The following is a 22,339-nucleotide window of genomic DNA, read 5'->3' as shown; positions in this document are numbered from 1 at the left end:
CAGCCGCGAGCTTTTTGTGGAGACAGGCCAGGAATCGAGCCGACTGCCGACAGCGGGTCCTGGATCGCCAGTCGCGCTTTCAAAGTCGAAGGCTGTCGTCGCACTCTTCAGAAGCTCGCGGCTGAAGCCGCTCGCACAGGACTCGGCCCGCCGTCGCGGGAATCGTTGGCCGAGGTGCCGCTGGTCGAGGGCGACGATCGTCCGGCAACGGGCATCGTCGGTCGCGGCCACTTATCATCGACGTTCCCCGATTTCCGGCGACGCAATGCCGCAGTCCTCGACGAACTCCGACATCTCCCCCGCCGACCCGCGCCTGGCCGCGCTTCCGCCCGCCGCGGTGCAGCGAATGCATGCGGCGATGCAGGCGATCCGGCACGGGGACGCGGAGGCGGTATTGCGCCTGACCGGCGAGGTCCTTGCCATCGCGCCGGAACATCCCGAGGCCCTGCGCCTGGCCGGCATCGCGCACGGCGCCGGCGGACGCCACGACCTCGCGCGCGATGCGCTGCAACGCTCGCATGAGCAGCGGCCCGACGATGCCCTGGTGCTGATCGACCTGGGCAACGCGCAGCAGCGCTGTGGCGACGCCGCAGCCGCGCGCGCCAGCTGGCGCAAGGCCGGCGAGCTGGCGCCGCGACACCCGATGCCCTGGTACAACCTCGGCCGCGGCCTGCAGCTCGAAGGCCACACCACCGACGCGATCGCCATGCTGTCGCGGGCAGTAGAACTGGCCCCGGATTTCATGCCCGCGCGCATCCTGCTCGGCGACGCACTGGTGCACGCCGGGCATTTCGACGACGCCGACACGCACTATCGCGAGGCGCTGTGGCGCAACCCCGCCTGCGGCGATGCGTGGCGCGGGCTGGCCAACATGAAGGTGCGCCCGCTGTCGGACGAGGACCGCGAGCAGCTCGCCCTCAACCACGGCCGCGCCGACATCGGCGAGCCCGATCGCGTCGCGATGGGCTACGCGCTGGGCAAGGTCTGCGAGGACCACGGCCGCCACGCCGAGGCATTCGCCGCGCTGCAGTCGTCCAACGCGCGCCTGGGCCGCGAAGCGCCGTGGGATGCCGTGGCTTTCAGCGCGCGCGTGGACGCGATCATTGCCGCGACCGCGCAACTCCCCTCTCCTGCCGACCCTTCGCTCGGCAGCGAGGTGCTCTTCATCGCCGGCATGCCGCGCTCGGGTTCGACATTGTTCGAACAGATCCTCGCCGCGCATCCGCAGGTCGAAGGCGCGAGCGAACTGCCCGACCTGGGCAACGTGCTGGACGAGGAGTCGGTCCGTCGCGGGCGACCGTTCCCGGAGTGGATCGCGCAGGCCGATGTCGGCGACTGGCAGCGGCTGGGCCGCGACTACCTGCAGCGCACCGCGCGCTGGCGCGAACACCGACCGCGTTTCACCGACAAGATGCCGGAAAATTGGCTGCACGCCGGCGTGCTGCGGGCGATGCTGCCGGGCGCGACCGTGCTCGAGACCCGCCGCGATCCGCTGGAGACGGCGTGGTCCTGCTACAAGCAGCACTTCTACCGGCTGCCGCATTTTTCCTGCGACTTCGACGACATCGCCGCCTTCGGGCGCGACAGCCAGCGTGCGATGGACACCTGGCGCGAACGCGATCCCGGCCGCGTCCACCTGCAATCGTACGAAGCCCTGCTGCGCGACCCGACCGCCGCGATCCACGCGCTGCTCGATGCCTGCGGCCTGCCCTTCGATCCGGCCTGCCTGGCGTTCCATGCCGCGCGTCGCAGCGTGCGCACCGCCAGCGCGACCCAGGTCAGGCAGCCGCTGCAAGCCGATACCGGCCGCACCGGCGGCTATGGCGCGCTGCTCGATCCGCTGCGTGCGGCACTGGTGCGTGCCGGCCTGTCCTGAGCCCCGCATCCACGCCGAACCATTTTTCCGGGTCCGGACATGAGAACGGGCGGGGACATGCCCCGCCCGTTCAAGCTTCCCTGCATCCTGTCGGATACCGGTCCCGGCCGAGGCCGGGACCGGATCGATCAGAAGGTCACGCTCCAGCTGTTGAGCGTGCCGGTATCACCCTTGCCGTTGTCCTTGACGCGCAGGTTCCAGGTGCCGTTGAGGCTTTCCCCGGACAGGTCTACCGTGTAGGTCTTGTTGATGTCGTTCGTGCTCCCGCCGGTACGGTTGTGCAGCACGTACGTACCACCGTCCGGCGCGATCAGGTCGACCTTCAGGTCACCGATGTAGCTGTGGGTGATGTCCACCTTCACTTCGGTTTCGGCCAGCCCGGAACCGGTGCGGTCGGCCACGACGATCGGGCTGCGGAACGTGCCGCGATCGTTGATCACGAAGTCGTCGCCGTTGGTGTAGGTCTGCACCTCATCACCGCCGGGGTCGCCGCCGCCATCGCCGTCGTAGTCGCCGACCAGGGTGACGCCGCTGTAGGACGAGTACGCCTTGACGCGGACGTAGTACGTGCCCGCCGACGGAGTCGGGAACTCGCACACCTCGCTGTTGCCGGCCTTGTACGGACGGCAGTCATACACCGTGTCGGTGGCTTCCTCGCCGAACTTCACGTACAGGTCGGCATCGCCCGTGCCGCCGGAAATCGTGAAGCTGAGGTTCGCCGCACCCGCCGGCACGTCGAGGGTGTAGCGCAGAGCATGGCCCTTCTCGATCGCCATGCCGGTCACCGCCACGCCCTTCTCGAGCGCGACCGGATCCGGGTCAGGCGGCGGGCCGCCACCGCATTCGACGTCGACGCCGGCGAAGGCCGCGGTCACGTCCGCCTTGGTGTAGCCCAGATCCTCGGCGGCCGTCTCGACGCCGCACGCGGCGTCGTAGAAGTTGACGTTCGGGGTCCAGTAGTCGCGGTTGGCGCCGGCGAATGCCAGGAACGCCTTCTGCGTGTCCCAACCCGCGGTGTGCGCGAGCAGGTAGAACGCCTTGTTGAACACGCCCGACGAGTAATGCACGTTCAGGCCGTCGTAGTAGTCGTTGGCGCTGCCGATCGAGATCCCGTCCAGGGTCGGGTCCTCGAAGTAGCGCAACGCTTCACCCGGCGCCTTGAAGATCTCGCCACCAACCAGGAAGTCGTTCTGGCCCTTGAAGAAGAACTCGGCCGCCTCGCCCGCGATGTCGGAGAACGACTCGTTGATGCCGCCGGACTGGCCGGAGTACTCAAGGCCCGAGTTCTGCTCGGTGAACCCGTGCGAGACCTCGTGCGCGAGCACGTCCAGGCCGACCAGCGGATAGAACGTGCTGGCGCCGTCGCCGAAGTACATCGTCTGCGTGGCCGGCTCCCAGAACGCGTTCTCGTAGTTGCTGCTGTAGTGCACCTTCAGCGTCACCTTGCCGGTCAGCGGCGAGGTCTGCAGGTAGTCGCTGTACATGTCGAACACGACATGGCCGAAGAAGTGCGCGTCGTTGAGCGGCGCGAACGCGCCGTTGATCGCCTCGACCGTGTTGCGCGGGCAGGTGTAGCTCCACGGGGTGGAACCGGTGGTGCCGTGCGCGAGATTGATCGTGGTGACCTTCGTGCTGTTCATCGTGCAGTTGGCGCCGCTCTCCTCGACGTCGAGGAAGCCGAAGTCGGTGCCGTATTCGTACTGGCCGGTCTTCTCGTTGCCGCCGGGACCGGTGCCGATCTCGGCGTTCTTCAGGTTGTCGAACTGCTTGAGGATCGCGCCGCTGGCGGCGTCCACGATCACCTTCGGGCTGGTCGGCGAGCCACCCTTCGCGGAATCCGCGAAGAACGACACTTCCCAGGCCATGTGGGCGCGGTTGTTGTCGTCGATGAAGACCACCTGGCGCGACTGCTCACCCTGGACGCGCATCGCGAGCAGGCGGCTGCCGAGCACGGCGCGCTTGGCGGCGGCAAGCGCCTGGGTGCCGCTGACCTTCGGGGCCACGGCCGGCAGTTCGCTTTCCAGCCCGCCGATCTTGCGGCCGAACAGCGCGCGGACGGCGCCATTGGCGTCCTCGCTGACCACCACCTGCTCACCGTAGATCGGCACGCCACGGAAGGTCTGCTGGTAACGGGTGTTGCGCACGCCGTCGCGGGTGGCGCGGGTATTGAGCACGCTCAGCGCGGAGTCCGGCCCGAGGCCCAGCATCTCCGCGTGGCGGATGCTGGCCTGCTTGCTGACACCGATCGCGACGCTGGCCTGGGCGTAGCGACCGTTGATGCTTGCAACATCCTCGTGTTGCAGGTTGACCCGCGTAGCGGCATGGGCCGACATCGCCATGCAGGCGAACGCCAGCGGCGTGAGTGTGACGAGCTGTAGGGAACGCTTCTTGGACTGGATCACTGCAGTGGATCTCCCGATGGGTTGGACATGCGACCGGCCGCCTGGCCGGCGCTCTGACTTGCTTTCCAACGACTGCGCCCGGCCGCCCCCTCGGCCGTCGCATCCCTGCTGCTGTCTTGATGTCCGGCGTGTGCCGGACGCCGCAGGCGTCGATGGGACCCCCCCGGCGCGATGGATGGCCATCGCTTCCTCCGCAGCTTCTTGCCGCACGAACATCCTTCATCGAAGAAGTGGAACAGGCGCGGGACCCGTCTGGAGAACAGCCCCGCGTGACGCCATGGGCACAGGATCAGGCGACGATGCGTGGCCACCGCTCGATCACGGCGGCGGAAGGCCGACCGGGACGCGGACGGCGTCACTGCCGTCGAGTGCATGCCGGCTTGCATCCCCGGATGTGACCCTGTGCGTCCCGATACTGACCAAAAATGGCAACTCAGCGGGCGTTCACACTGAAATTTCGCCGGGCGATTGGCCGATCTGTGATCCAGACCCCACTCCAACCCGAACGGGAGACCGGTACCGTCATCGGCGCACTCGCCCCGTCGCGCGCGCGGGCGCACACCCTCCCCATGCGGATGCGATGGGCAGGGCAAGCACATTGGCAATCGCGGCTTTATCTTCCGTCCGGCGGCGGTGGTCACGCCGGTTGGGCAAGCGGGCCGGTGAATCACCGGCAAAAGGAGTGGCGGCGGAATCCCGACGCCGTGTACCGCACTACAGCATCCCGGTCTCGAGCTTGGCCGCGTCGGACATCATCGCCCGGTTCCACGGCGGGTCGAACACCAGCTCGACGTCGGCCTCGGCGACCGTCGGGATCATTTCCAGCTTGCTGCGCACGTCATCCACCAGGATGTCGCCCATGCCGCAGCCCGGCGCGGTGAGCGTCATCTTCACTTCCACCTGGCGCTTGCCGTCGTCGCCGTGGGTGACGTTGGCCTCGTAGACCAGCCCCAGGTCGACCACGTTGATCGGGATCTCGGGGTCGAAGCAGGTACGCAACTGCTGCCACACCAGCTTTTCCACCGCGTCGTCGCTGGCGTCGTCGGGCAGCGACAGCGGCTCGGCCGGCTCCTTGCCGATCGCGTCCCCGTCCTGGCCGGCGATGCGGAACAGGTTGCCCTCGATGAAGACCGTGTAGCTGCCGCCGAGCGCCTGGGTGATGTAGCCGATGCTGCCCGCCGGCAGGGTCACGACGTCGCCCTGCGGCACCAGGACGGCGCTGCAATCGCGTTCGAAGCGGACGGGTTCGCTGCTGCGGGAATACATGATCGGTCGTCGGCCTGTGTGGGAATGCGGGTCCGGACAGGGTCGCTTCCGCCCGGACGGCGGTACAGGCCCAAGATGGTGGCGGCCTGCCGCCACGCAAGGACGCCATTGTATCGCTGCACGAACGGTATGCTGTCCGGCTTTCGTCCCGCCGGCTGGTCCATGCCTCCCCATTCCCGATCCCGCAATCCCCTGCCCGCGCTCGCCTTGCTGCTGCTGGGCAGCATGGGCATTGCCGCGGCATGGGTGCTGCTGGCCCTCGCCAGCGACCGGCAGCTGGGCTGGATGGCCGTGGTCGCCGCATTCGACGCCACGCTCATGCTGCGCCTGGGGCGTATGCGACCGGGCTGGCCACGCGCCGCGTCCGCCGTGCTCGGCACCGCGCTTGCGATCGCGCTGGCCAACTGGGGCATCGTCGCGGCGCAGGTCGGAAAGTCGATGGCTCTGCTGCCGTGGGATTCGATGTTCCAGCTCGGCCCGGACTTCATCTGGATCCTGACCCAGCTCGCGAACGGCCCTGTCGAATTCGCCTGGTGGGGCGCGGCGCTGGTGGTGGCGGCGGTGGCTTCGCGCTGAGCACGGGAAAGACCGCGTCCAGGCTGCGCGCGAACAGCGCCAGCGACTGCTCGATCTCGGCCACGGACATCGCGCCGAACCCCATCAGCAGCCCGCCCCGGTCCTGCGGGCGCAGGTAATAGGGCGCGATCGAATACAGGCCGAGTCCGATCCCCTGCGCATGCGCGATCAACCCGGCGACATCGGCATCGCCGTGGCCGGGCAGCCATACCACTAGGTGCATGCCCGCCTGCGAGTCCTCGATCCGCAGCCGCCCGCGGCTGCATGCGCGCAGTCCGTCGATCAGCGCCTGCCGGCGTGCCTTGAGCTCGTGCGCGGTGCGTCGCAGGTGGCGTTCAAAGGCGCCGTCCTTGATGAAGTGGGCCAGCGCCGCCTGCTCGATGCCAGGCGATGCGAAATCGCTCAGCCACTTGGCCGAGATGAAGTCGCGACGCAGCTGCGGCGGCATCACCAGGTAACCCAGCCGCATCGCCGGGAACAGTGCCTTGGAGAACGTACCGACATAAATGACGCGGTTGTGTTCGTCCAGCGAACGCAGTGCCGCGAGTGGCTTGCCGCCGTAGCGGAACTCGCCGTCGTAATCGTCCTCGAAGATCCAGGCCTGGTGGCGCTTCGCATAGTCCAGCAACGCCATCCGCCTCGACAACGACATCACCGCGCCCGTCGGGAACTGGTGCGAGGGTGTCACGCACAGCAGCTTCGCCCCGGATCGCGGCAATTCGTCGCAGGTCATGCCATCGCCATCGACGTCCATGGCACGCATGCACGCGCCGCGCGCCTGCAGCACGCTGCGGATCGCGAAGTAATGCGGATCCTCGATGACGGCGACGTCGCCCGGGTCGATCAGCACGTCGGCGATCAGGGCAATCGCCTGCTGGGTGCCACCGACGATCAGCACATCCTGGGGGAGCGCATGCACGCCGCGCCGGCGCGCGAGGTAGTCGCAAGTCGCTTCGCGCAGCTCCAGCAGGCCCTGGGTGTGCGGATAACCCGGCGACGTGTACAGGGCCGCATGCGACAGCGCACGCGCCCAGTTGCTGCTCAGGGCCGGGTTGGCCATGGGCACGCCGTACTGGAACGCGTGCCTGGCGCCTGGAACATCGCGGCCGGGCATCGCGCCATGCTCGAAGCATTCGCGCACGCGTCGCGCGCGAGTCGACTGCGCGGCGACGTCGCCCAGCGGCGGCGGCGGCGCCGGCCGTACCGCCGGCAGCGGCGTGGCGACGTAGCTCCCCGATCCCACCCGGCTTTCGATGAAGCCTTCGGCACGCAGCTGTTCGTAGGCGGCCAGCACGGTGTTTCGCGACAGGTTCAGTTCGCGCGCCAGCAGCCGGCTCGGCGGAAGGCGACTGCCCACCAGTCCGGCGAGCATGGCTGCCTTGAGCGCGCGCGTGAGCTGGGCATGAAGCGTGCCGTTGCCGTCGAGTTGGAGTTCCATGGCGAGCTCCGTTCGATTGGCTCCATTTCAGCCGGATCAATTGGCCCTTGATAGTGCCACTTGCCCGGGTCCTGATGGGGCCAATTCCAATCCCGACCGGAGCCACACCATGAATACGCTCGCAGCCTCCCCCGACGCGCAAGCCCGCAACCGGCTGGCGCGTGCCCCCTGGGTCGCGATCGCCGGCATTGGCGGCGCGCTGCTCGACCTCTGGGTCGCCGCAGCATACTGGTCGCAGTTCCAGGTCGAGGCGATCCGGATTCCGCAGGGCATTGCCGCATGGATCGTCGGGCGCGACGCATTCGACGGGGGCGCGGCAACGGCCTTGCTCGGAACGCTGCTCTACTGCGGCCTGGTCTGGGCTGTCTGCGCGCTGTACCGGGTCGCCGCCCGGCACTACGCAGTACTGCTGCGGCGTCCGGTCCTGTGCGGCGCGCTGTACGGAATGCTGGCGTATGGCGTGGTCTTCTGGATCATCGCGCCGCTGCTCGCCGGCGACGGGGGCTCCACGAAGCCCGAATGGCTCGGGTTGTGCGTGGCAACGTACATCGTGGCGATCGGCATCCCGGCAGCCCTGGCGGCCCGCGCGACGCTCGCCGGGAGCCGCGACTGAAGCCGGACCGTCACGGCTCCTCGCGCTTTTCGCCGGCGGTGGCTGCGGCCTGGCCCGGTATTCTCCGGCTCCCCGCGCCGAACGCCGCTCCGGCCTGCAGCGGCGTTCGGCGCGGCATGTGCATGTGGCGTGGCGCAGCCCGCCCGCCGCGACGGATTGCCAGCGTCAAATCCCGGTTTCTGCACATCTTTTCCACCTCGCGATGCACACCGGCACAGGTTAAGGATTCGTAATTTGAATCGACCCCCCAACCGCGCGACGACGTGGCACGGGGCTTATCCGAAACCGGAATGACTGGAGAGAATCCGAGATGACCTTGCAGACCACCAAGCTCCGCGACGCGATCGCCTTCGCTCTCGTTGCGGGCGCCGCCAGCATCGCCGGCACCGGCGTTGCGTTCGCGCAGGACCAGGAGCAGGAGCAGACCAGCACCCCTGCTACTCCCGACACCACCACCCTCGACCGCATCGAGGTCACCGGTTCGCGCCTGAAGCGTGCCGAGATCGAAGGCGCCATGCCGGTCACGGTCATCGACCGCGCCCAGATCGACGCCAGCGGCGAAGTGTCCGTCGCCGACTACCTGCGCACCACCAACTTCAACTCGGTCGGCCAGTTCCGCCCGCAGTCGGGTAGCTCGGCCCAGGCCGGTGCGTTCGCCGACCTGCGCGGCCTCGGCGGCCAGCGCACCCTGGTCCTGATCGACGGCCACCGCGCACCGAAGGCGCCGTTTGCCGCCGGTGCCGGTACCGACCTCAACGCCATCCCGCTGGCGGCCGTGGAGCGCATTGAAGTGCTCACCGACGGCGCATCGGCCGTGTACGGTGCCGACGCGGTCGGCGGCGTGATCAACCTGATCCTGCGCAAGGACTACAACGGCGCGCAGGTCACCGTCGGTCATTCGAGCCCGAAGTGGGGCCCGACCGACGAAGCCTCGATCCTGTTCGGTGTCAGCGGCGATCGCGGCCACATCGTCGGCGGCTTCTCGCACAACCGTCGCGCGATGATCTTCACCCACACCCGCCCGTGGGGCTCCACCCCCGGCGCCAGCACCTTCGGCAACAACTACTTCTCCGTGGACGCGGACGGCAACGTCGTCAACTCCAACTTCGTCAACGGCATCGACTTCTTCAACCCGGTCCCGGGCGGCTGCACCAACGATAACTTCTACATCCTGCCGGCCAATGGCCGCTGCGTGTACGACTTCAACGCCACCGCGGCGGACGAAGCCAGCTACGGCAACAAGGCGTTCTTCCTCAACGGCGAAGTGCAGATCAACGACGACTGGTCGACCTACTTCAGCACCACCGTCACCAACGCCAAGAGCTTCGGCCGCTACGCGCCGACGCCCGGCGTCGTGATCATCGCTCCGGATGCCGCACAGAATCCGATGCCCGGTGCCACGACCTACCTGTACCACCGCTTCGCTGCCGCGGGTAACCGCGACAACGAGACCAACGCCAACGTCTACGACATCATGCTCGGCTTCCGCGGCACGGTGAACGACTCCATCGACATCGATGCGGGCGTGCGCTACAACACCTATCGCTACGACGAGTTCGGCCGCAACTACATCGTCGGCTCGCTGGCCGAGCAGGCGATCAACGACGGCACCTACAACATCTACGATCCGGGCTCCACCCCGATCGACGTGCTGAACTCGATCAAGGCCACGATCACCCGCAACAGCACCTTCACCACCAAGGAAGCGTTCGGCAACGTCACCTTCAACGACCTGTTCGAAATGGGCGGCGGCAGCGCCGGCCTGGTCGTCGGTGGCGAGTTCCGCAAGGAAGACTACGCCGACATCTACGACTCGCTGTCCTCGGCGGGCGTGATCCTCGGCAGCGCCGGCGCCTCCTCGGGCGGCGGTCGCGAGGTCAGCTCGATCTACGCGGAAATGCTGCTGCCGTTCACGTCCACCCTCGAGGCCGACATCGCCGGCCGCTACGAGAAGTACTCGGACTACGGCACCAACTTCGCCCCGAAGGTGGCCCTGCGCTGGCATCCGATCGACAGCCTGACCCTGCGTGGTTCGGTGGGCCGCGGCTTCGTCGCCCCGACCCTGGACGTCATCACCCAGGAAACCGCGTTCTCGGCCGACCCGGTCTTCGATCCGGCCACCTGCCTGTTCTTCGGCGCCGACACCGCGGCGGACTGCGCGGCATTCGGCGGCGACGATGCGGTCCAGGTCAATGCCTTCCGCGAGAAGGCCGAAGGCCTGGGCGCCGAAGAGTCGACCCAATACTCGCTCGGCGTGGTCTGGGACGCCACCGACTGGCTGAACGTGACGGTCGACTACTGGAACATCAAGATCGAGGAGCGCATCGCGTTCTTCAGTTCGCAGAAGTTGATCGACATCGACAACGGCGACGACCCGACGCCGATGCCGGGCGCACCGTGCTCGCTGACGCGCGATCCGAACCGCGGCAACTCGGTGGTCGAGATCCACAACTGCTTCTTCAACCAGGGCGAGGTCAAGACCGACGGCGTGGATCTCGCACTTCGCACCAACTTCGACCTCGGTGGCGCCGGCAAGCTGACCAACGTGCTGCAGGCCAGCTGGTCGAACAAGTTCACGATCGACGGCGGCGAAGACCAGGTGCAGACGCAGGGCTTCCCGGGCACCCGCGCCACGCTGAACAACCAGTGGACGCGCGGTGACTGGGGCGTGGGCTACATCGCCCGCTATATCGGTGCCAACGGCTCGGGCCCGGACGCCACCGACAGCTACCTTACGCACGACCTGCAGGCCAGCGTGGAACTGCCGTGGAACGCGAAGTTCACGGCCGGCGTCAACAACGTGACCAACGAAATGCCGCAGTTGATCAATTTCGACGGCCGCCCGTTCAACTTCTTCCTCTACGACGCCTACGGCCGTACACCGTACATGCGCTACGAACAGCGCTTCTGACCTGTCCGCAGGCACACCACGGGAAGGGCTTCGGCCCTTCCCTTTTTTTTGCGCTGCGTCCGCGACATGACCGGGACGCACCGCAGGCCATCGCCTACTGTCGAAAACACAATCCAGGACAATGTTCCCGTGGCTTGCGGAACAGCATGCGCTCGCAACGCCGCCCACTGTGGATGTCCGTCAGCGGTGCTCACGCATCTCTCTCTCCAGCAAGGGCGCCCAGGGCTGCAGCCGTTCGAGAACATGCAGCGACAAACGCCCGCCCGCGGACATCGGCCCGGCATCGCCCGGGCCGTTTTTTTCACATTCCGGAATTGGCTCCCCTCACGCCGGCCGGATTGGCACTGCAGCCGGGCCACTTGCGCGGCTAACGTCACGCCATGGTCACCCGTGCCGCCCCCGACCCGAGCCCCGAAAGTGCGCGTCTGGGAGCCGTGCGCTTCCACGCACTGCATTTCGCGGACTCCCTGCAGCTCCAGCCAGGCCCGAGGTTGTCCCTCGAAGTCGTCCACGCCCGCGGGCGCGGTACTCGCCTGCAAATGCCGGCCGGATGGCTGTCGCTCTGCCTGCCGCTGTCGGGCCGTCTGTGGCTGGAATCCGCCGGGAGCCATTGGACGATTCCCGCAGGCAGCTGGCAGGCGTGGCGCGACAGCCCGGTCCACATGGGCTGCGACGATCCCGGCGCGTGGCTGGCGGTGGCGGGACCGCTCGCCACGTGGCAGCACGCCCTGCGGATCTGCGGCCAGGATCACCAGGAGATCTTTCCGCGCGCTTGCACCTGCCCCCGCCACTTGCGCCGGCTGCTGGTCCGGCTGGCTCGCGTGACGCGCGGAGGCGGGACCGTGGACGACGATCCGGCCCGGATGGTCGAAACCGTCTGCGCAGCCGTGGTCGAGCAACAGCGCGATCTGTCCGCGCTGGCCGCGCGCTGCAGCGGCCGCACCCGGCAGCGGCGCCAGCAGATCATGCTGCGCCTGTTGCGCGTCCGGCACCTGATCGAAAGCTGCGAAGGTGAACGACCGGACCTGGCGCGACTGGCACGCAGCGCCAACTATTCCCCCTGGCACCTGATCCGCGTCCATCGTGACGTGTTCGGCGAAACGCCCTCCGAATATGCGGCCCGGCTGCGGCTGCAGCATGCCTGGACGCTGGTGCGCGACACCACGACCGCGATCTGCGAAATCTCCGAATCCCTCGGCTTCGAGAGCCAGAGTGCTTTCTGCCGATCTTTCAAGAAGTCCTTCGGCTGCACCACGACCGAAGCACGAAGCGCCCGAGGCGAAACCGGTTCGCTGGCCGCATGAGCCGGGAACCGACGCGCGCCGGCATGCGGATCCGTCCGCGCGCCCACCGATCCGGACATCGGTCGCTGCCTGATCCCAACCCGAGGCAAGCGATGGCCGACGCCTCGCTCCATCCCAACGCAAGCAGGTTGTCGATCGCGGCATGGCTGGTACTCGGCGGTCTTGTCGTCGGCACGACGGACCTCGCGTTCGCGTGGATCTTCTGGCAGTCGCAGGGCGTCGGGCTCTCGCGAATCCTGCAGTCGGTCGCGGCCGGCCTGCTCGGCGGGGCGAGCTTCAAGGCCGGCATCACCTCCGTCCTGCTCGGAGCCGGCCTGCACTACTTCATCGCAACGATGTTCGTACTCGCCTACTGGCTGGCGGGCCTGCGCCACGCAGGTCTGCACAGGCATCCCGTCGCCTGCGGGCTGGCTTATGGCGTGCTGCTGTACCTGGTCATGAACTTCGTCGTCGTGCCGCTGTCGGCGGCCGGCACGCCCGACTTCGATAACGTGCCCTGGGTCGCCAGCAGCATCGTGATGCACGCCGTGTTCGGCGTGATGTGCGCCCTGTTCGCACGCCGGGCCTGAAACGGCCGAGCCCGGATGTTCGGGGTTCGTCAGTGCCCGCCGTCGAGCGCCTTGAGTTCGCTGACCAGCGCGCTCGCCATCTCCGCGCCGTCGCCGTAGAGCATGCGGGTGTTGTCGGCGTAGAACAGCGCATTCTCGATGCCCGCGAAACCGGTGCCCTTGCCGCGCTTGATGACGATGGTGTTCTTCGAATCCACCACGTCGAGGATCGGCATGCCGTAGATCGGCGAGGCCGGGTCGGTTTTCGCCACCGGGTTGACCACGTCGTTGGCGCCGATCACCAGCGAGACGTCGGTGTTGGCGAATTCGGGGTTGATGTCTTCCATGTCGACGATCAGGTCATAGGGCACGCCGGCCTCGGCGAGCAGCACGTTCATGTGCCCGGGCATGCGCCCGGCGACGGGATGGATCGCGAACTTCACCTTCACCCCGCGCTCCATCAGCTTCTTCGCCAACTCCCAGATCTTGTGCTGGGCCTGCGCCACGGCCATGCCGTAGCCGGGCACGATCACCACGCGTTCGGCGAAGGCCATCATCGCGGCGACGTCGCCGGCTTCGATCGGTTTCTGCGAACCGGTAATTTCCTGGGCCTCGCCGCCACCGCCGAAGTTCGAGAACAGCACGCTCTTGATCGAGCGGTTCATCGCCTTGGCCATCAGCCGCGTCAGCAGCATGCCGGCCGCACCGACCATCATGCCGGCGATGATCAGCGCCTCGTTGCCGAGCACGTAACCTTCGAACGCCACCGCAAGGCCGGTCAGCGCGTTGTACAGCGAAATCACCACCGGCATGTCGGCGCCGCCGATCGGCAAGGTCATCAGCACGCCCAGCGCGAGCGCCGCGATGAAGAACGCAATGATCATCGGCACGCCGAGCGAATGCACGACGATGCCGCCGAGCACCACCGTCACGATCGCGACCGCGGCGTTGAACAGCTGCTGGCCCGGGAACGTGTAGCGCTTGTCCATGCGCCCGTCGAGCTTGGCCCACGCGATGACCGAACCCGACAGCGACACCGAGCCGATCAGGGCACCGAGTACGCCCAGCACCAGCGTGATCTTCGACGGCGCGGCGCCCACGCCGGCAAACCGCAGCAGCTCGACCGCACCGATCGCCGCCGCCGAACCGCCACCCATGCCGTTGAACAGCGCCACCATCTGCGGCATGTCGGTAATCGCGACCTTCTTGCCCCAGAACCACGTCAGCGCGATGCCGATCACGGCCGCGGAGACGATCAATCCGAGGTTGTGCAGCCCCGGCAGGAACAGCGTCGCCACCGTGGCGATCACCATGCCCAGCCCGGCCCAGCGGATACCGCTGCGCGCGGTGAGCGGCGAGGCCATGCGCTGCAGGCCCAGCAGGAACAGGGTCGCGGCGACCAGGTAGCTCGCCTTGACCACCAGCATCAGCACTTCCGGCAGCGTCCAGCTCACGGCTTGGCCTCCGACTGCGCGGCGGGTTTCTTGCTGGACTTGAACATGTCCAGCATCCGCTCGGTGACCACGTAGCCGCCGGCGGCGTTGCCCGCGCCGAGCAGCACCGCGACGAAGCCGATCACCTTCTCCAGCGGGGTGTCGGCGTGGCCGAGGACGACCATGGCGCCGATCAGGACGATACCGTGGATGAAGTTGCTGCCCGACATCAGCGGTGTGTGCAGGATCACCGGCACCCGCGAGATGATCACGTTGCCGGCGATCGCCGCCAGCATGAAGATGTAAAGCGCCACGAAACCATCGCCCATCGCCGCTCTCCCCATCAGGTTGCCCGCATCATAACCGGCCGGACGCGGACCGCAGGCGCGCTTGCCGCCCGGCGTTGTCAACCCGGCAGGCGCAGGCGCGTTCCCATGGCAGTCTCCACGCCATGCAGCGCCCGATGACATGCCCGAAGCCACGTTCCATGACCGCCAGCCCAGTGCCGCGCCCCGCCGCGCGGCACGACGGCCCGCGGCCGGGACAGCCCCGGTTGCCCGCCCTGCCGCTAAGCTCGGTCTGGTGAGTACCGATGCCAACGCCATCGTCGATCCTGCCGTCGCAGGCCTCGCGGCCACGCAGATGCCCGTCACCCTCGACGGCTTCCTGGCCGGCGTGGGTGCGCGCGCGTTCCGCTTCGCCGAGGCCGGCCTGCGCCACCGCGAGGACGCGATGGACGCGGTGCAGGAAGCGATGATGAAGATGCTGGCCTATCGCGACCGGCCGGCGGACGAATGGACGCCGCTGTTCTGGAGCATCTTGCGCAGCCGCATCATCGACGTGCAGCGGCGGCGCACGTTCCGGCTCGGCTGGCTGGGCAGCACCGGTCCCGGCGGCGAGGACGCCAGCCTGGACTGGGCCGACGACGGCCCCGGCCCGGCGCGCACGCACGACGGGCGCGAAGCCTATGGACGATTGGTGGCGGCGCTGCGCGAGCTGCCGCGACGCCAGCGCGAGGCATTCACGCTGCGCGTGCTGGAGGAATTCGATGTCGCCGACACGGCGCGGATCATGAAATGCAGCGAGGGCTCCGTGAAGACCCACCTGTCGCGCGCACGCGCGGCGCTGCAACGGCAACTGGAGGATTTCGCATGAACCACGACAACCGCGACGCACGCTTCGATGCGGCGATGCGGCAACTGCACGGGACCGCCACCGAGCGGATTTCCGGGCGCACGCGACTGCAGCTGCAGCAGCTTCCGCGCACGGCATCGCCTGCCCGACCCGCATCGCGACGCTTCGGCTGGCCGCTGGCGGCCTCGTTCGCCGCCGTGCTGGCGCTGATGGTCGGCCTGCAGCTGCGGCACGAACCGCTCCCCTTGCCGGCAACACCGGCGACCACCGCCGTCGCCGACAGCGGCGAGGACATCGACCTCGCGCTCGACGAAAATCCCGACCTCTACCTGTGGCTGGCGTCCAACGACGCCTACGCCCTGGCCATGGAGTAAGCCATGCGCAGCTTCACGACACTCGTCCTCCTCGCCCTGCTGCTGCCCTGCAGCGCGCTTGCCTCGCCGCCGCAGGTGGCCGCGGACCAGGCCACGCCGATGCCGGCCTGGGAACAGCTCACCCAGGCCCAGCGCGACGCCCTCATCGCGCCGATGCGCGCCCGCTGGAACGACAACCCGGAAAAACGCGCGCGCATGTACGAACACGCCCGGCGCTGGCAGGACATGACCCCGGAGCAGCGCGAGCGCGCGCATCGCGGCATGAAGCGCTGGCGCCACATGGACCCCGAACAGCGCGAACAGGCGCGCGCGCTGTTCCAACGGATGCGCGGCATGTCGTCCGAACAGCGCAAGGAACTGCGCGACCGCTGGCACAAGATGACGACCGAACAGCGGCGCCAGTGGGTCGAGCAGAACCCGCCGCCGGCCGAGCGCTGAGCCGGCTTCCACGAACCGGCCAGCGCTTTTTCGCATCTGCAGGAGCGGCTTCAGCCGCGAGCTTTTCCAGGACGACGTCGCCGTTCGAAGAACTCGCGACTGAAGCCGCTCCTGCAAGGGCACGAGGGATCAGGCGGCAGGCGGCTCCGGCCAGACGGTCTTCGCGAGCAGCTCGTCGTTCCAGTCGAAACCCAGCGCGCCGTCCTTGAGCAGCAGCGCGACGAAATTGAAGACGTTGCGCGCGTACATCTCGCTGGCGTGCAGCGCGCCGCTGCTGGCCAGGTTCAAGGGGCCGGCGATGACCACGCCACCGTGTTCGACGGTCTGCCCGGGTTGCGTCAACTCGCAGTTGCCACCGGTTTCCGCTGCCAGGTCGACGATCACGCTGCCCGGCTTCATCCCGGCCACCATCGCCGCGGAAATGATCTTCGGCGCCGGGCGCCCCGGCACCGCGGCGGTGCAGACGATGACGTCGATGCCCTTGAGATGCTCGCCCAGCCGGCGCTGCTGCTCGGCGCGCTCCTCGTCAGTGAGCTGGCGCGCATAGCCGCCCTCGCCCGCGGCGCTGACGCCCAGGTCGAGGAACTTGCCGCCGAGCGATTCGATCTGTTCGCGGGTTTCGGGGCGCACGTCGAAGCACTCGACCTGCGCCCCCAGGCGCCTGGCGGTGGCCACCGCCTGCAGGCCGGCGACGCCGGCGCCGACGATCAACACCTTCGACGGCCGGATCGTGCCGGCCGCGGTGGTCAGCATCGGGAAGAACCGCGGCGCCAGCTGCGCGCCGATCAGCACCGCCTTGTAACCGGCCATGCCGGCCTGCGAGCTGAGGATGTCCATCGCCTGGGCGCGGGTGGTGCGCGGCAGGCGTTCGAGCGGGAAGGCGACGACCGCGTTCGCACGCAGCGCCTCCGCGCGCGCCGGGTCGGCGTCCGGTTGCAGGCTGCCGACCAGTACCGCGCCTTGCTTCAGGCGCGCGATCGTCGCGGGGTCCGGCGGCTGCACGCACAGCGCGACATCGGCCTGCGCCAGCGCCTCGTCGACGCCGTCGACAAGCTGCGCGCCGGCTTCGGTATAGGCGGCGTCCGGGAAGTGCGCGCCATCACCCAGTCCGCGTTCGACGCGCACCGTGGCACCGGCGGCGACAAGCTTCCTGCAGGTTTCCGGGGTGACGGCGACGCGCCGCTCACCGGGCGCGGTCTCGCGCGCGATTCCGATCGTCACTGTCATGCCTGGCTCCGAGGTCCGGTCGTTCGCCATCGTAGCGAATCGCCCGCGGCGGTGCGATTGCGTCGGTGCGCCGGGGAGCGGCGGTACATGCCGGCACCCGGCTTCGGCGGGTCAGTTGACCGCTGCCGCCGCCGGCACTTCGTTGAGGCGTTGCCAGAGCTGCTTCATCGCCTCGTCGAACGGCGCGTCCACCGAACGCACGATCGCCTGGCCGTTGCCGACCAGCACCGCCAGCTCTTCCGGCGACACCACCATCTTGCGTGCGCCGCGACGATTGACGATCAGCAGCCGCGACGTCAGCGGGCTGATCCAGGCCACGCGCGCGGCGGTCTCGCGACCCTCTTCGTCGACCAGGCGCAGGCCCTGGCCCGGACGCAGGCGGCGCATGCGCGCGGCGATGGCCGGGTCGAACTCGAGCGCGTCATGGCCGCCCACCACGCGCAGGATCGGCGGCTTCTGTTCGTCGTCGATGGTGTCGACCCCGCCTTCGTCGGCACGCGGCACGTGCACCTTGCGCATGGTGTCGGGCAAGCCGAGTGCGGCGATGATGCGCGCCATCGAGTCGCGCGCGCTGCCGGCATCGAGCCCGCAGCTCGAATAGCAATCCACCAGCGGCGCCTGCAGCGCGAGCAACTGGTCGGCCACCGCCGCGCCGCGGGCGTGCGCGGCATCGGTATCGACCTGGACCATCGCGTCGCCCAGCGCGATCGCCGCGTGGTGCCGCGCCGAATCGGCGCCGTCGCGCAGCCAGGTCTGGGTGAGGTAATGGCGCCACTGGCCGTCGAGGAAATTCGAAATCGCCTCGGTCAACGGGCGATCGGCCACGCGCGAGGCCACCAGGCCTTCGGCGGCGCGGCGCGCATGCTGCAGGCGTTCACGTCCGTGGATCGCCTCGGCGGTGCGCTTCTCGGCCAGTTCGGAACGCTTGCGCTGCTGGTCGAGCTGGTCGCGCAGTTCGGTGGCGGCCAGTTCGAAGATCGCCTGGTCGTCGTCGTACTCGGCGACGACGCGATCGACCGCCTGCTCGGCGCGATCGAGCATCTCGCGATCCTGCGGCGTGTCGCCGGCATTGCCGTCGCAGGCCTCGGTGAGCACGTCGAGCAGGCGCCGCGCCGGATGGCTGCGGCGGTTGAACATCGAGTCGTCGGTCAGCGCGATCTTCAGGTAAGGCACCACCAGCCGCCCGTACATGGTGCGGGCGCGCTGCATCAGTTCGTTGGCCTCGACCAGCGACTGGAACAGGATGCCGACCAGGTCGATCGCGTCTTGTTCGTCGGTGCTCAGCGCGGTGTCCTCGGGATCGAAGCCGAGCTGGCGGATGCCGTCGAGGATCTCCTCGCGCAGCGCGCCTGCCAGGGCATAGCCGCTTTCACCGGAAAGCGCGCGCACGAACGGCGCCGGGTCGTCGCCCTGCAGCATGCGCGCGACGTTGAGCAGGTCTTCGGTTCCCAGCACGTGGTTCGCGGCATCGGCAGCGGCGTGTTCCGCGGCCTGGCGCGCAGCCAGTTCGCTCGCCTCGGCCTGGCGTGTGCGCCAGGTGCGCAGCTGTTCGCGGACGACGTCGCGGTAGCGCGGCACGCGCCCGGCGAAGTCCGGCGCCTGCTGTGGCATCGCCCCGCCCGCGGCGGCGACCTGCGAGGCGATGGATGCACCGAAGGACTGCGCCGCGACCGGCCCCACGGCACCCTTCGCCCCCGCCGGCATCATCGGCATCTGCATCGCCATCGGCCCGGCCATGACCTGCCCGGGCTGCCCACCTGCACCGGGCGGCATGAAACCCTGCATGTGTTCGACTACGCCACCGTCCGGCACCCAGAGTTCATCGCCGGCGCCGGCGCCGGCATTGGCGCGGCCACCCGAGGATGCCGGCGGCGCCTGCACGACCCGCCCGGGGTAGCGCGGCTGCTTGGCACCGGCGCCCATCCCGCCGAACCCGGCCGCTTCGAGCGCGGCATTGGTGCGTTCGTAGATCGTGCCCAGGGCGTGCGGCAGGCGCTTCTCGTGCAGCCGGAACACCATCGTGCGCAAGCCGGGACTCAGGTCGTCGTGCTCGAACAGGCCGGTGAATGCGGCGACCGCCGCCTCCGGCCGCATCGGATTGGCGCGCTTGCCGTGCGCGCCCAGCGCATTGGCCAGCGACTGCAGGCGTTCGTCCATCATCTCCAGCGGATGCAGGAACTGGTGGTCGAGCAATTCGGTGGTCTGCTGCCCGGCCAGGTGGATTTCCAGCTCGGCCTCGGACATCAGGCTCAGCGACTTTTCCAGCGCCTGGGGCGGTTTCGGATCCAGCCAGCGCGCGAACTCGCGCTCGATCGCATCGCGGTAGCGCGTCGCCAGTTCCAGCGCCCGCTGGTGCAGCGCGGTGATCGCCACGCGATCATCCTGGTTGGCGCTGTAGTCGTGGCCGGCCAATGCCGCCAGCCGCACCTGTTCCTCGATGCTGCCCCAGAACCCCGACAGGACACCCGCCATCTCGGTGAGCGCATGGCGCTTGAACGCTTCGTAGACGCGCACCGCCTCGCTTCCTGCGCGGTGACGCGTCGGTGTGGCCAGCGAATTGAGGTCGTCGAGTTGCGTCATTTCGGGGGACAATGCGCGTAGGCGGAATGCCCGAGCTGAATACGATCCGTTAAGTGGAGCTTCATGTCTGTGACCAACACCGCAAATAGCCAAAACAGGCTTTTTTCTGCGCTCGAACCGCTCGATGCGCGCCGCTCCGTTCCGGCCCGACAGCTTGGCATGCCGGGCCCGGACGATGCCACCTTGCTGCGCATGCTGCAATCGGCTTCGCGCGTGCCCGACCACGGCAAGCGCGTGCCGTTCCGCTTCCTGCGCATCGCCAGCGATGCACGCCTCGCGCTGGGCGAGGCGTTGGCCGCGCTCACCGTGCAGCGAGACCCGCAGGCGGGCGACGGCGCGATCGACAAGGACCGCCACCGTTTCAGCCATGCGCCGCTAGTGATCGCGGTGCTGGCGGTGCTCGACCCCGCCGATGCCAGGATTCCTGAACAGGAGCGCCTGCTCAGCGCCGGCTGTGCCTGTTTCGCATTGCTGCAGGCCGCGCAGGCGCTGGGCTTCGGCGCGAACTGGCTGACCGGCTGGCCGGCCTACGACCCGAACGTGCATGCGTTGCTGGGAATGGGCGAACACGAACGCGTCGTTGGCTTCGTCCACATCGGCACTCCGACGATGACAGTGCCCGAACGCGAGCGCCCCGACGCGCGCACCCTGCTCACCGATTGGGTGGGCGATCGCGCCTAGCGGGTTGCCCTGTCGGTATCGGCTGCGGTGGCGAATGCCCGGCCATCGATGGCCGGGCCCGGCGTTCCGAAGCCTGTGAAGTCGCGCCAGCGATGGCCGCCTGTGTTACATCGAACCCATGAAACCCCTCTACCTCATCGACGCCAGCCTCTACGTGTTCCGCGCCTGGCATTCGATGCCCGACGAGTTCCACGACGCCGACGGCTGGCCCACCAACGCCGTGCACGGCTTCGCCCGCTTCCTGCTCGAACTGCTGGAACGCGAACGCCCGAAGCACATCGTCGTCGCCTTCGACGAGGCGCTGGACACCTGTTTCCGCAACGCGATCTATCCCGCCTACAAGGCCAACCGCGACCCGGCGCCGCCGGCGCTCAAGCGCCAGTTCGCGTACTGCCGCGCGCTGTGCGACGCGCTCGGCCTGGTGTCGCTGTCGCACTCGGATTACGAAGCCGACGACCTGATCGGCAGCGCCCTGCACCAGGCGCGCGCGCACGGCCACCGCGGCGTGATCGTCTCGGCCGACAAGGACCTGTCGCAGCTGCTCGGCGAACACGATGAGCAGTGGGATTTCGGCCGCAACCAGCGTTGGGGCATGGCCGGGGTCAAGGCCCGGCATGGCGTGGAAGCGCGGCAGATCGCCGACTACCTCGCGCTGAGCGGCGACGCGGTCGACAACATCCCCGGCGTCCCCGGCATCGGCGCCAAGACCGCGGCGGTGCTGCTGGCCCATTTCGACAGCCTCGACGCGCTGCTGGAACGGATCGACGAAATCGAGTTCCTGCGCTTCCGCGGCGCGGCCCAGGCCGGGGCGAAGCTCCGCCTGCACCGCGAACAGGCGCTGCTGTGCCGACAACTGTCCACCATCGCGCTGGACGCACCGCTGTCCGGCGCCGCGCCGCCGTTCGTGCGCGGCGAGGCCGACGCCCCGATCCTGCTCGCGCTGTGCGAGGCGATGCGCTTCGGACCGATGACACGGCGCCGACTGCAAACCGCGGCCGGCGTCGAGTTCGCGCCGGGCGCCTAGACCAAATTCGTGGGAACGGCTTCAGCCGCGAGTTTTCTGCATCGGTGCCCGGCGAAATCAAAAGCTTGCGGCTGCAGCCGCTCCCACAAGGCCTGTCGGATTTTGGTTTTGGTTTTGGTTTTGCTGTTGATGCTGACCTTGACTCTCGGGGCCCCTCCGTAGCGGCGGAGGCGGTGGACAAGACCCGCAGGGCGCCGCACATGGATGTGCGGCGTTTTCCGCAGGGGCAGGATGCCCCTTCGGAAAATCCCGCCGGCTCCGCGGACCCGGTGCGCAGCGCCGGGCGCGCAGGCGGGGTGTGTTTCTTTGGGTCACGTTTCTTTGCACAAGCAAAGAAAGGTGACTCGCGCCGTCACGGCGCGAAACGCTTTTGATCTTGCAGGCACGGAAGCCCCACGGAAAGGCAGCTCGCCCTGCTCGCCCCCACATCCGACGCTTCGCGCCGCCCCCGCTTTCGCGAGACAGGCTCTTCTCCCGCAGGCGGGGGGCTTGGCGGCCGCAAAAGGTAAACCAC

General features: G+C 68.4%; 19 protein-coding genes. 12 read left to right on the top strand and 7 right to left on the bottom strand.

Annotated elements, in window-relative coordinates; translation table 11 throughout:
- Nucleotides 1–265: 265 nt before the first annotated feature.
- Nucleotides 266–1,876, top strand: a complete 1,611-nt coding sequence (locus tag ACTJIL_RS01075) for a tetratricopeptide repeat-containing sulfotransferase family protein (RefSeq protein WP_440753764.1) — start codon at nt 266–268, stop codon at nt 1,874–1,876.
- Nucleotides 1,877–2,004: 128 nt separating this feature from the next.
- Here ACTJIL_RS01075 and ACTJIL_RS01070 read toward each other — a convergent pair whose 3' ends face one another.
- Entirely contained in the window at nt 2,005–4,278 is a 2,274-nt protein-coding gene (locus tag ACTJIL_RS01070) for a M4 family metallopeptidase (RefSeq protein ID WP_440753763.1), read from the bottom strand.
- Nucleotides 4,279–4,992: 714 nt separating this feature from the next.
- Nucleotides 4,993–5,544: a putative Fe-S cluster assembly protein SufT gene (gene sufT / locus ACTJIL_RS01065; RefSeq protein ID WP_440753762.1), complete on the bottom strand. Its 552-nt coding sequence runs from the start codon at nt 5,542–5,544 to the stop codon at nt 4,993–4,995.
- 162 nt (nt 5,545–5,706) lie between these two features.
- Between sufT and ACTJIL_RS01060 the strand changes: the two genes are divergently transcribed.
- On the top strand, nt 5,707–6,120 hold the full coding sequence (locus tag ACTJIL_RS01060; protein ID WP_440753761.1) for a hypothetical protein: 414 nt from the start codon (nt 5,707–5,709) through the stop codon (nt 6,118–6,120).
- Here the strand turns inward: ACTJIL_RS01060 and pdxR are convergent.
- A complete protein-coding gene (pdxR, locus tag ACTJIL_RS01055; RefSeq protein WP_440753760.1) occupies nt 6,029–7,558 on the bottom strand; it encodes a MocR-like pyridoxine biosynthesis transcription factor PdxR in 1,530 nt (509 codons plus the stop codon). The two genes, ACTJIL_RS01060 and pdxR, sit on opposite strands and share 92 nt — an antisense overlap.
- A gap of 109 nt (nt 7,559–7,667) precedes the next feature.
- On the opposite strand from pdxR, the gene ACTJIL_RS01050 reads away from it, so the two are divergent.
- The 4 genes from ACTJIL_RS01050 to ACTJIL_RS01035 all read left to right on the top strand — a co-directional run bounded on the left by ACTJIL_RS01050 (nt 7,668) and on the right by ACTJIL_RS01035 (nt 12,955).
- Nucleotides 7,668–8,171 carry a hypothetical protein gene (locus tag ACTJIL_RS01050; protein ID WP_440753759.1) on the top strand — a complete coding sequence of 168 codons (504 nt, stop codon included), beginning with the start codon at nt 7,668–7,670 and terminating at the stop codon, nt 8,169–8,171.
- Between the two features lie 310 nt (nt 8,172–8,481).
- A complete protein-coding gene (locus tag ACTJIL_RS01045; RefSeq protein WP_440753758.1) occupies nt 8,482–11,082 on the top strand; it encodes a TonB-dependent receptor plug domain-containing protein in 2,601 nt (866 codons plus the stop codon).
- A gap of 380 nt (nt 11,083–11,462) precedes the next feature.
- On the top strand, nt 11,463–12,386 hold the full coding sequence (locus ACTJIL_RS01040) for a helix-turn-helix transcriptional regulator (RefSeq protein ID WP_440753757.1): 924 nt from the start codon (nt 11,463–11,465) through the stop codon (nt 12,384–12,386).
- Nucleotides 12,387–12,478: 92 nt separating this feature from the next.
- Nucleotides 12,479–12,955, top strand: a complete 477-nt coding sequence (locus tag ACTJIL_RS01035; protein WP_440753756.1) for a hypothetical protein — start codon at nt 12,479–12,481, stop codon at nt 12,953–12,955.
- Between the two features lie 29 nt (nt 12,956–12,984).
- On the opposite strand, the gene ACTJIL_RS01030 is transcribed toward ACTJIL_RS01035, so the two are convergent.
- Complete coding sequence (locus ACTJIL_RS01030) at nt 12,985–14,361, bottom strand: NAD(P)(+) transhydrogenase (Re/Si-specific) subunit beta (protein ID WP_440755809.1); 1,377 nt, start codon at nt 14,359–14,361, stop codon at nt 12,985–12,987.
- A 23-nt stretch (nt 14,362–14,384) separates the two neighbouring features.
- A complete protein-coding gene (locus tag ACTJIL_RS01025) occupies nt 14,385–14,696 on the bottom strand; it encodes an NAD(P) transhydrogenase subunit alpha (RefSeq protein ID WP_440753755.1) in 312 nt (103 codons plus the stop codon).
- Nucleotides 14,697–15,009: 313 nt separating this feature from the next.
- On the opposite strand from ACTJIL_RS01025, the gene ACTJIL_RS01020 reads away from it, so the two are divergent.
- The 3 genes from ACTJIL_RS01020 to ACTJIL_RS01010 are packed head-to-tail and all read left to right on the top strand — an operon-like array spanning nt 15,010 to nt 16,313.
- Nucleotides 15,010–15,522 (top strand): RNA polymerase sigma factor, encoded by a 513-nt coding sequence (locus ACTJIL_RS01020; protein WP_440755808.1) that lies wholly within the window; start codon nt 15,010–15,012, stop codon nt 15,520–15,522.
- The gene (locus ACTJIL_RS01015; protein WP_440753754.1) at nt 15,519–15,875 is read left to right on the top strand and encodes a hypothetical protein; all 357 of its coding nucleotides are present in this window, start codon (nt 15,519–15,521) and stop codon (nt 15,873–15,875) included. Before ACTJIL_RS01020 ends, ACTJIL_RS01015 begins: the two co-directional genes overlap by 4 nt.
- Nucleotides 15,876–15,878: 3 nt before the next feature.
- Nucleotides 15,879–16,313, top strand: a complete 435-nt coding sequence (locus ACTJIL_RS01010) for a DUF3106 domain-containing protein (RefSeq protein WP_440753753.1) — start codon at nt 15,879–15,881, stop codon at nt 16,311–16,313.
- 129 nt (nt 16,314–16,442) lie between these two features.
- Here ACTJIL_RS01010 and ACTJIL_RS01005 read toward each other — a convergent pair whose 3' ends face one another.
- Both ACTJIL_RS01005 and ACTJIL_RS01000 read right to left on the bottom strand, forming a co-directional pair.
- Nucleotides 16,443–17,540: an NAD(P) transhydrogenase subunit alpha gene (locus ACTJIL_RS01005; RefSeq protein WP_440753752.1), complete on the bottom strand. Its 1,098-nt coding sequence runs from the start codon at nt 17,538–17,540 to the stop codon at nt 16,443–16,445.
- Between the two features lie 111 nt (nt 17,541–17,651).
- Complete coding sequence (locus ACTJIL_RS01000; protein WP_440753751.1) at nt 17,652–20,120, bottom strand: DUF1631 family protein; 2,469 nt, start codon at nt 20,118–20,120, stop codon at nt 17,652–17,654.
- A gap of 63 nt (nt 20,121–20,183) precedes the next feature.
- On the opposite strand from ACTJIL_RS01000, the gene ACTJIL_RS00995 reads away from it, so the two are divergent.
- The 3 genes from ACTJIL_RS00995 (at nt 20,184) to ACTJIL_RS00985 (ending at nt 22,199) form a co-directional block, all read left to right on the top strand.
- Nucleotides 20,184–20,801 (top strand): nitroreductase family protein, encoded by a 618-nt coding sequence (locus tag ACTJIL_RS00995; RefSeq protein WP_440753750.1) that lies wholly within the window; start codon nt 20,184–20,186, stop codon nt 20,799–20,801.
- A gap of 118 nt (nt 20,802–20,919) precedes the next feature.
- Nucleotides 20,920–21,825, top strand: coding sequence for a 5'-3' exonuclease (locus ACTJIL_RS00990; protein ID WP_440753749.1), 906 nt, complete (start codon nt 20,920–20,922; stop codon nt 21,823–21,825).
- Between the two features lie 44 nt (nt 21,826–21,869).
- The gene (locus ACTJIL_RS00985) at nt 21,870–22,199 is read left to right on the top strand and encodes a hypothetical protein (RefSeq protein WP_440753748.1); all 330 of its coding nucleotides are present in this window, start codon (nt 21,870–21,872) and stop codon (nt 22,197–22,199) included.
- Nucleotides 22,200–22,339 lie beyond the last annotated feature (140 nt).

It is taken from the genome of Luteimonas sp. 22616, assembly GCF_052044325.1.
Taxonomy (GTDB): Bacteria; Pseudomonadota; Gammaproteobacteria; order Xanthomonadales; family Xanthomonadaceae; genus Luteimonas.
The sequence above is the reverse complement of the archived record's forward strand: the minus strand, read 5'-3'. Positions and strand labels throughout refer to the sequence as shown.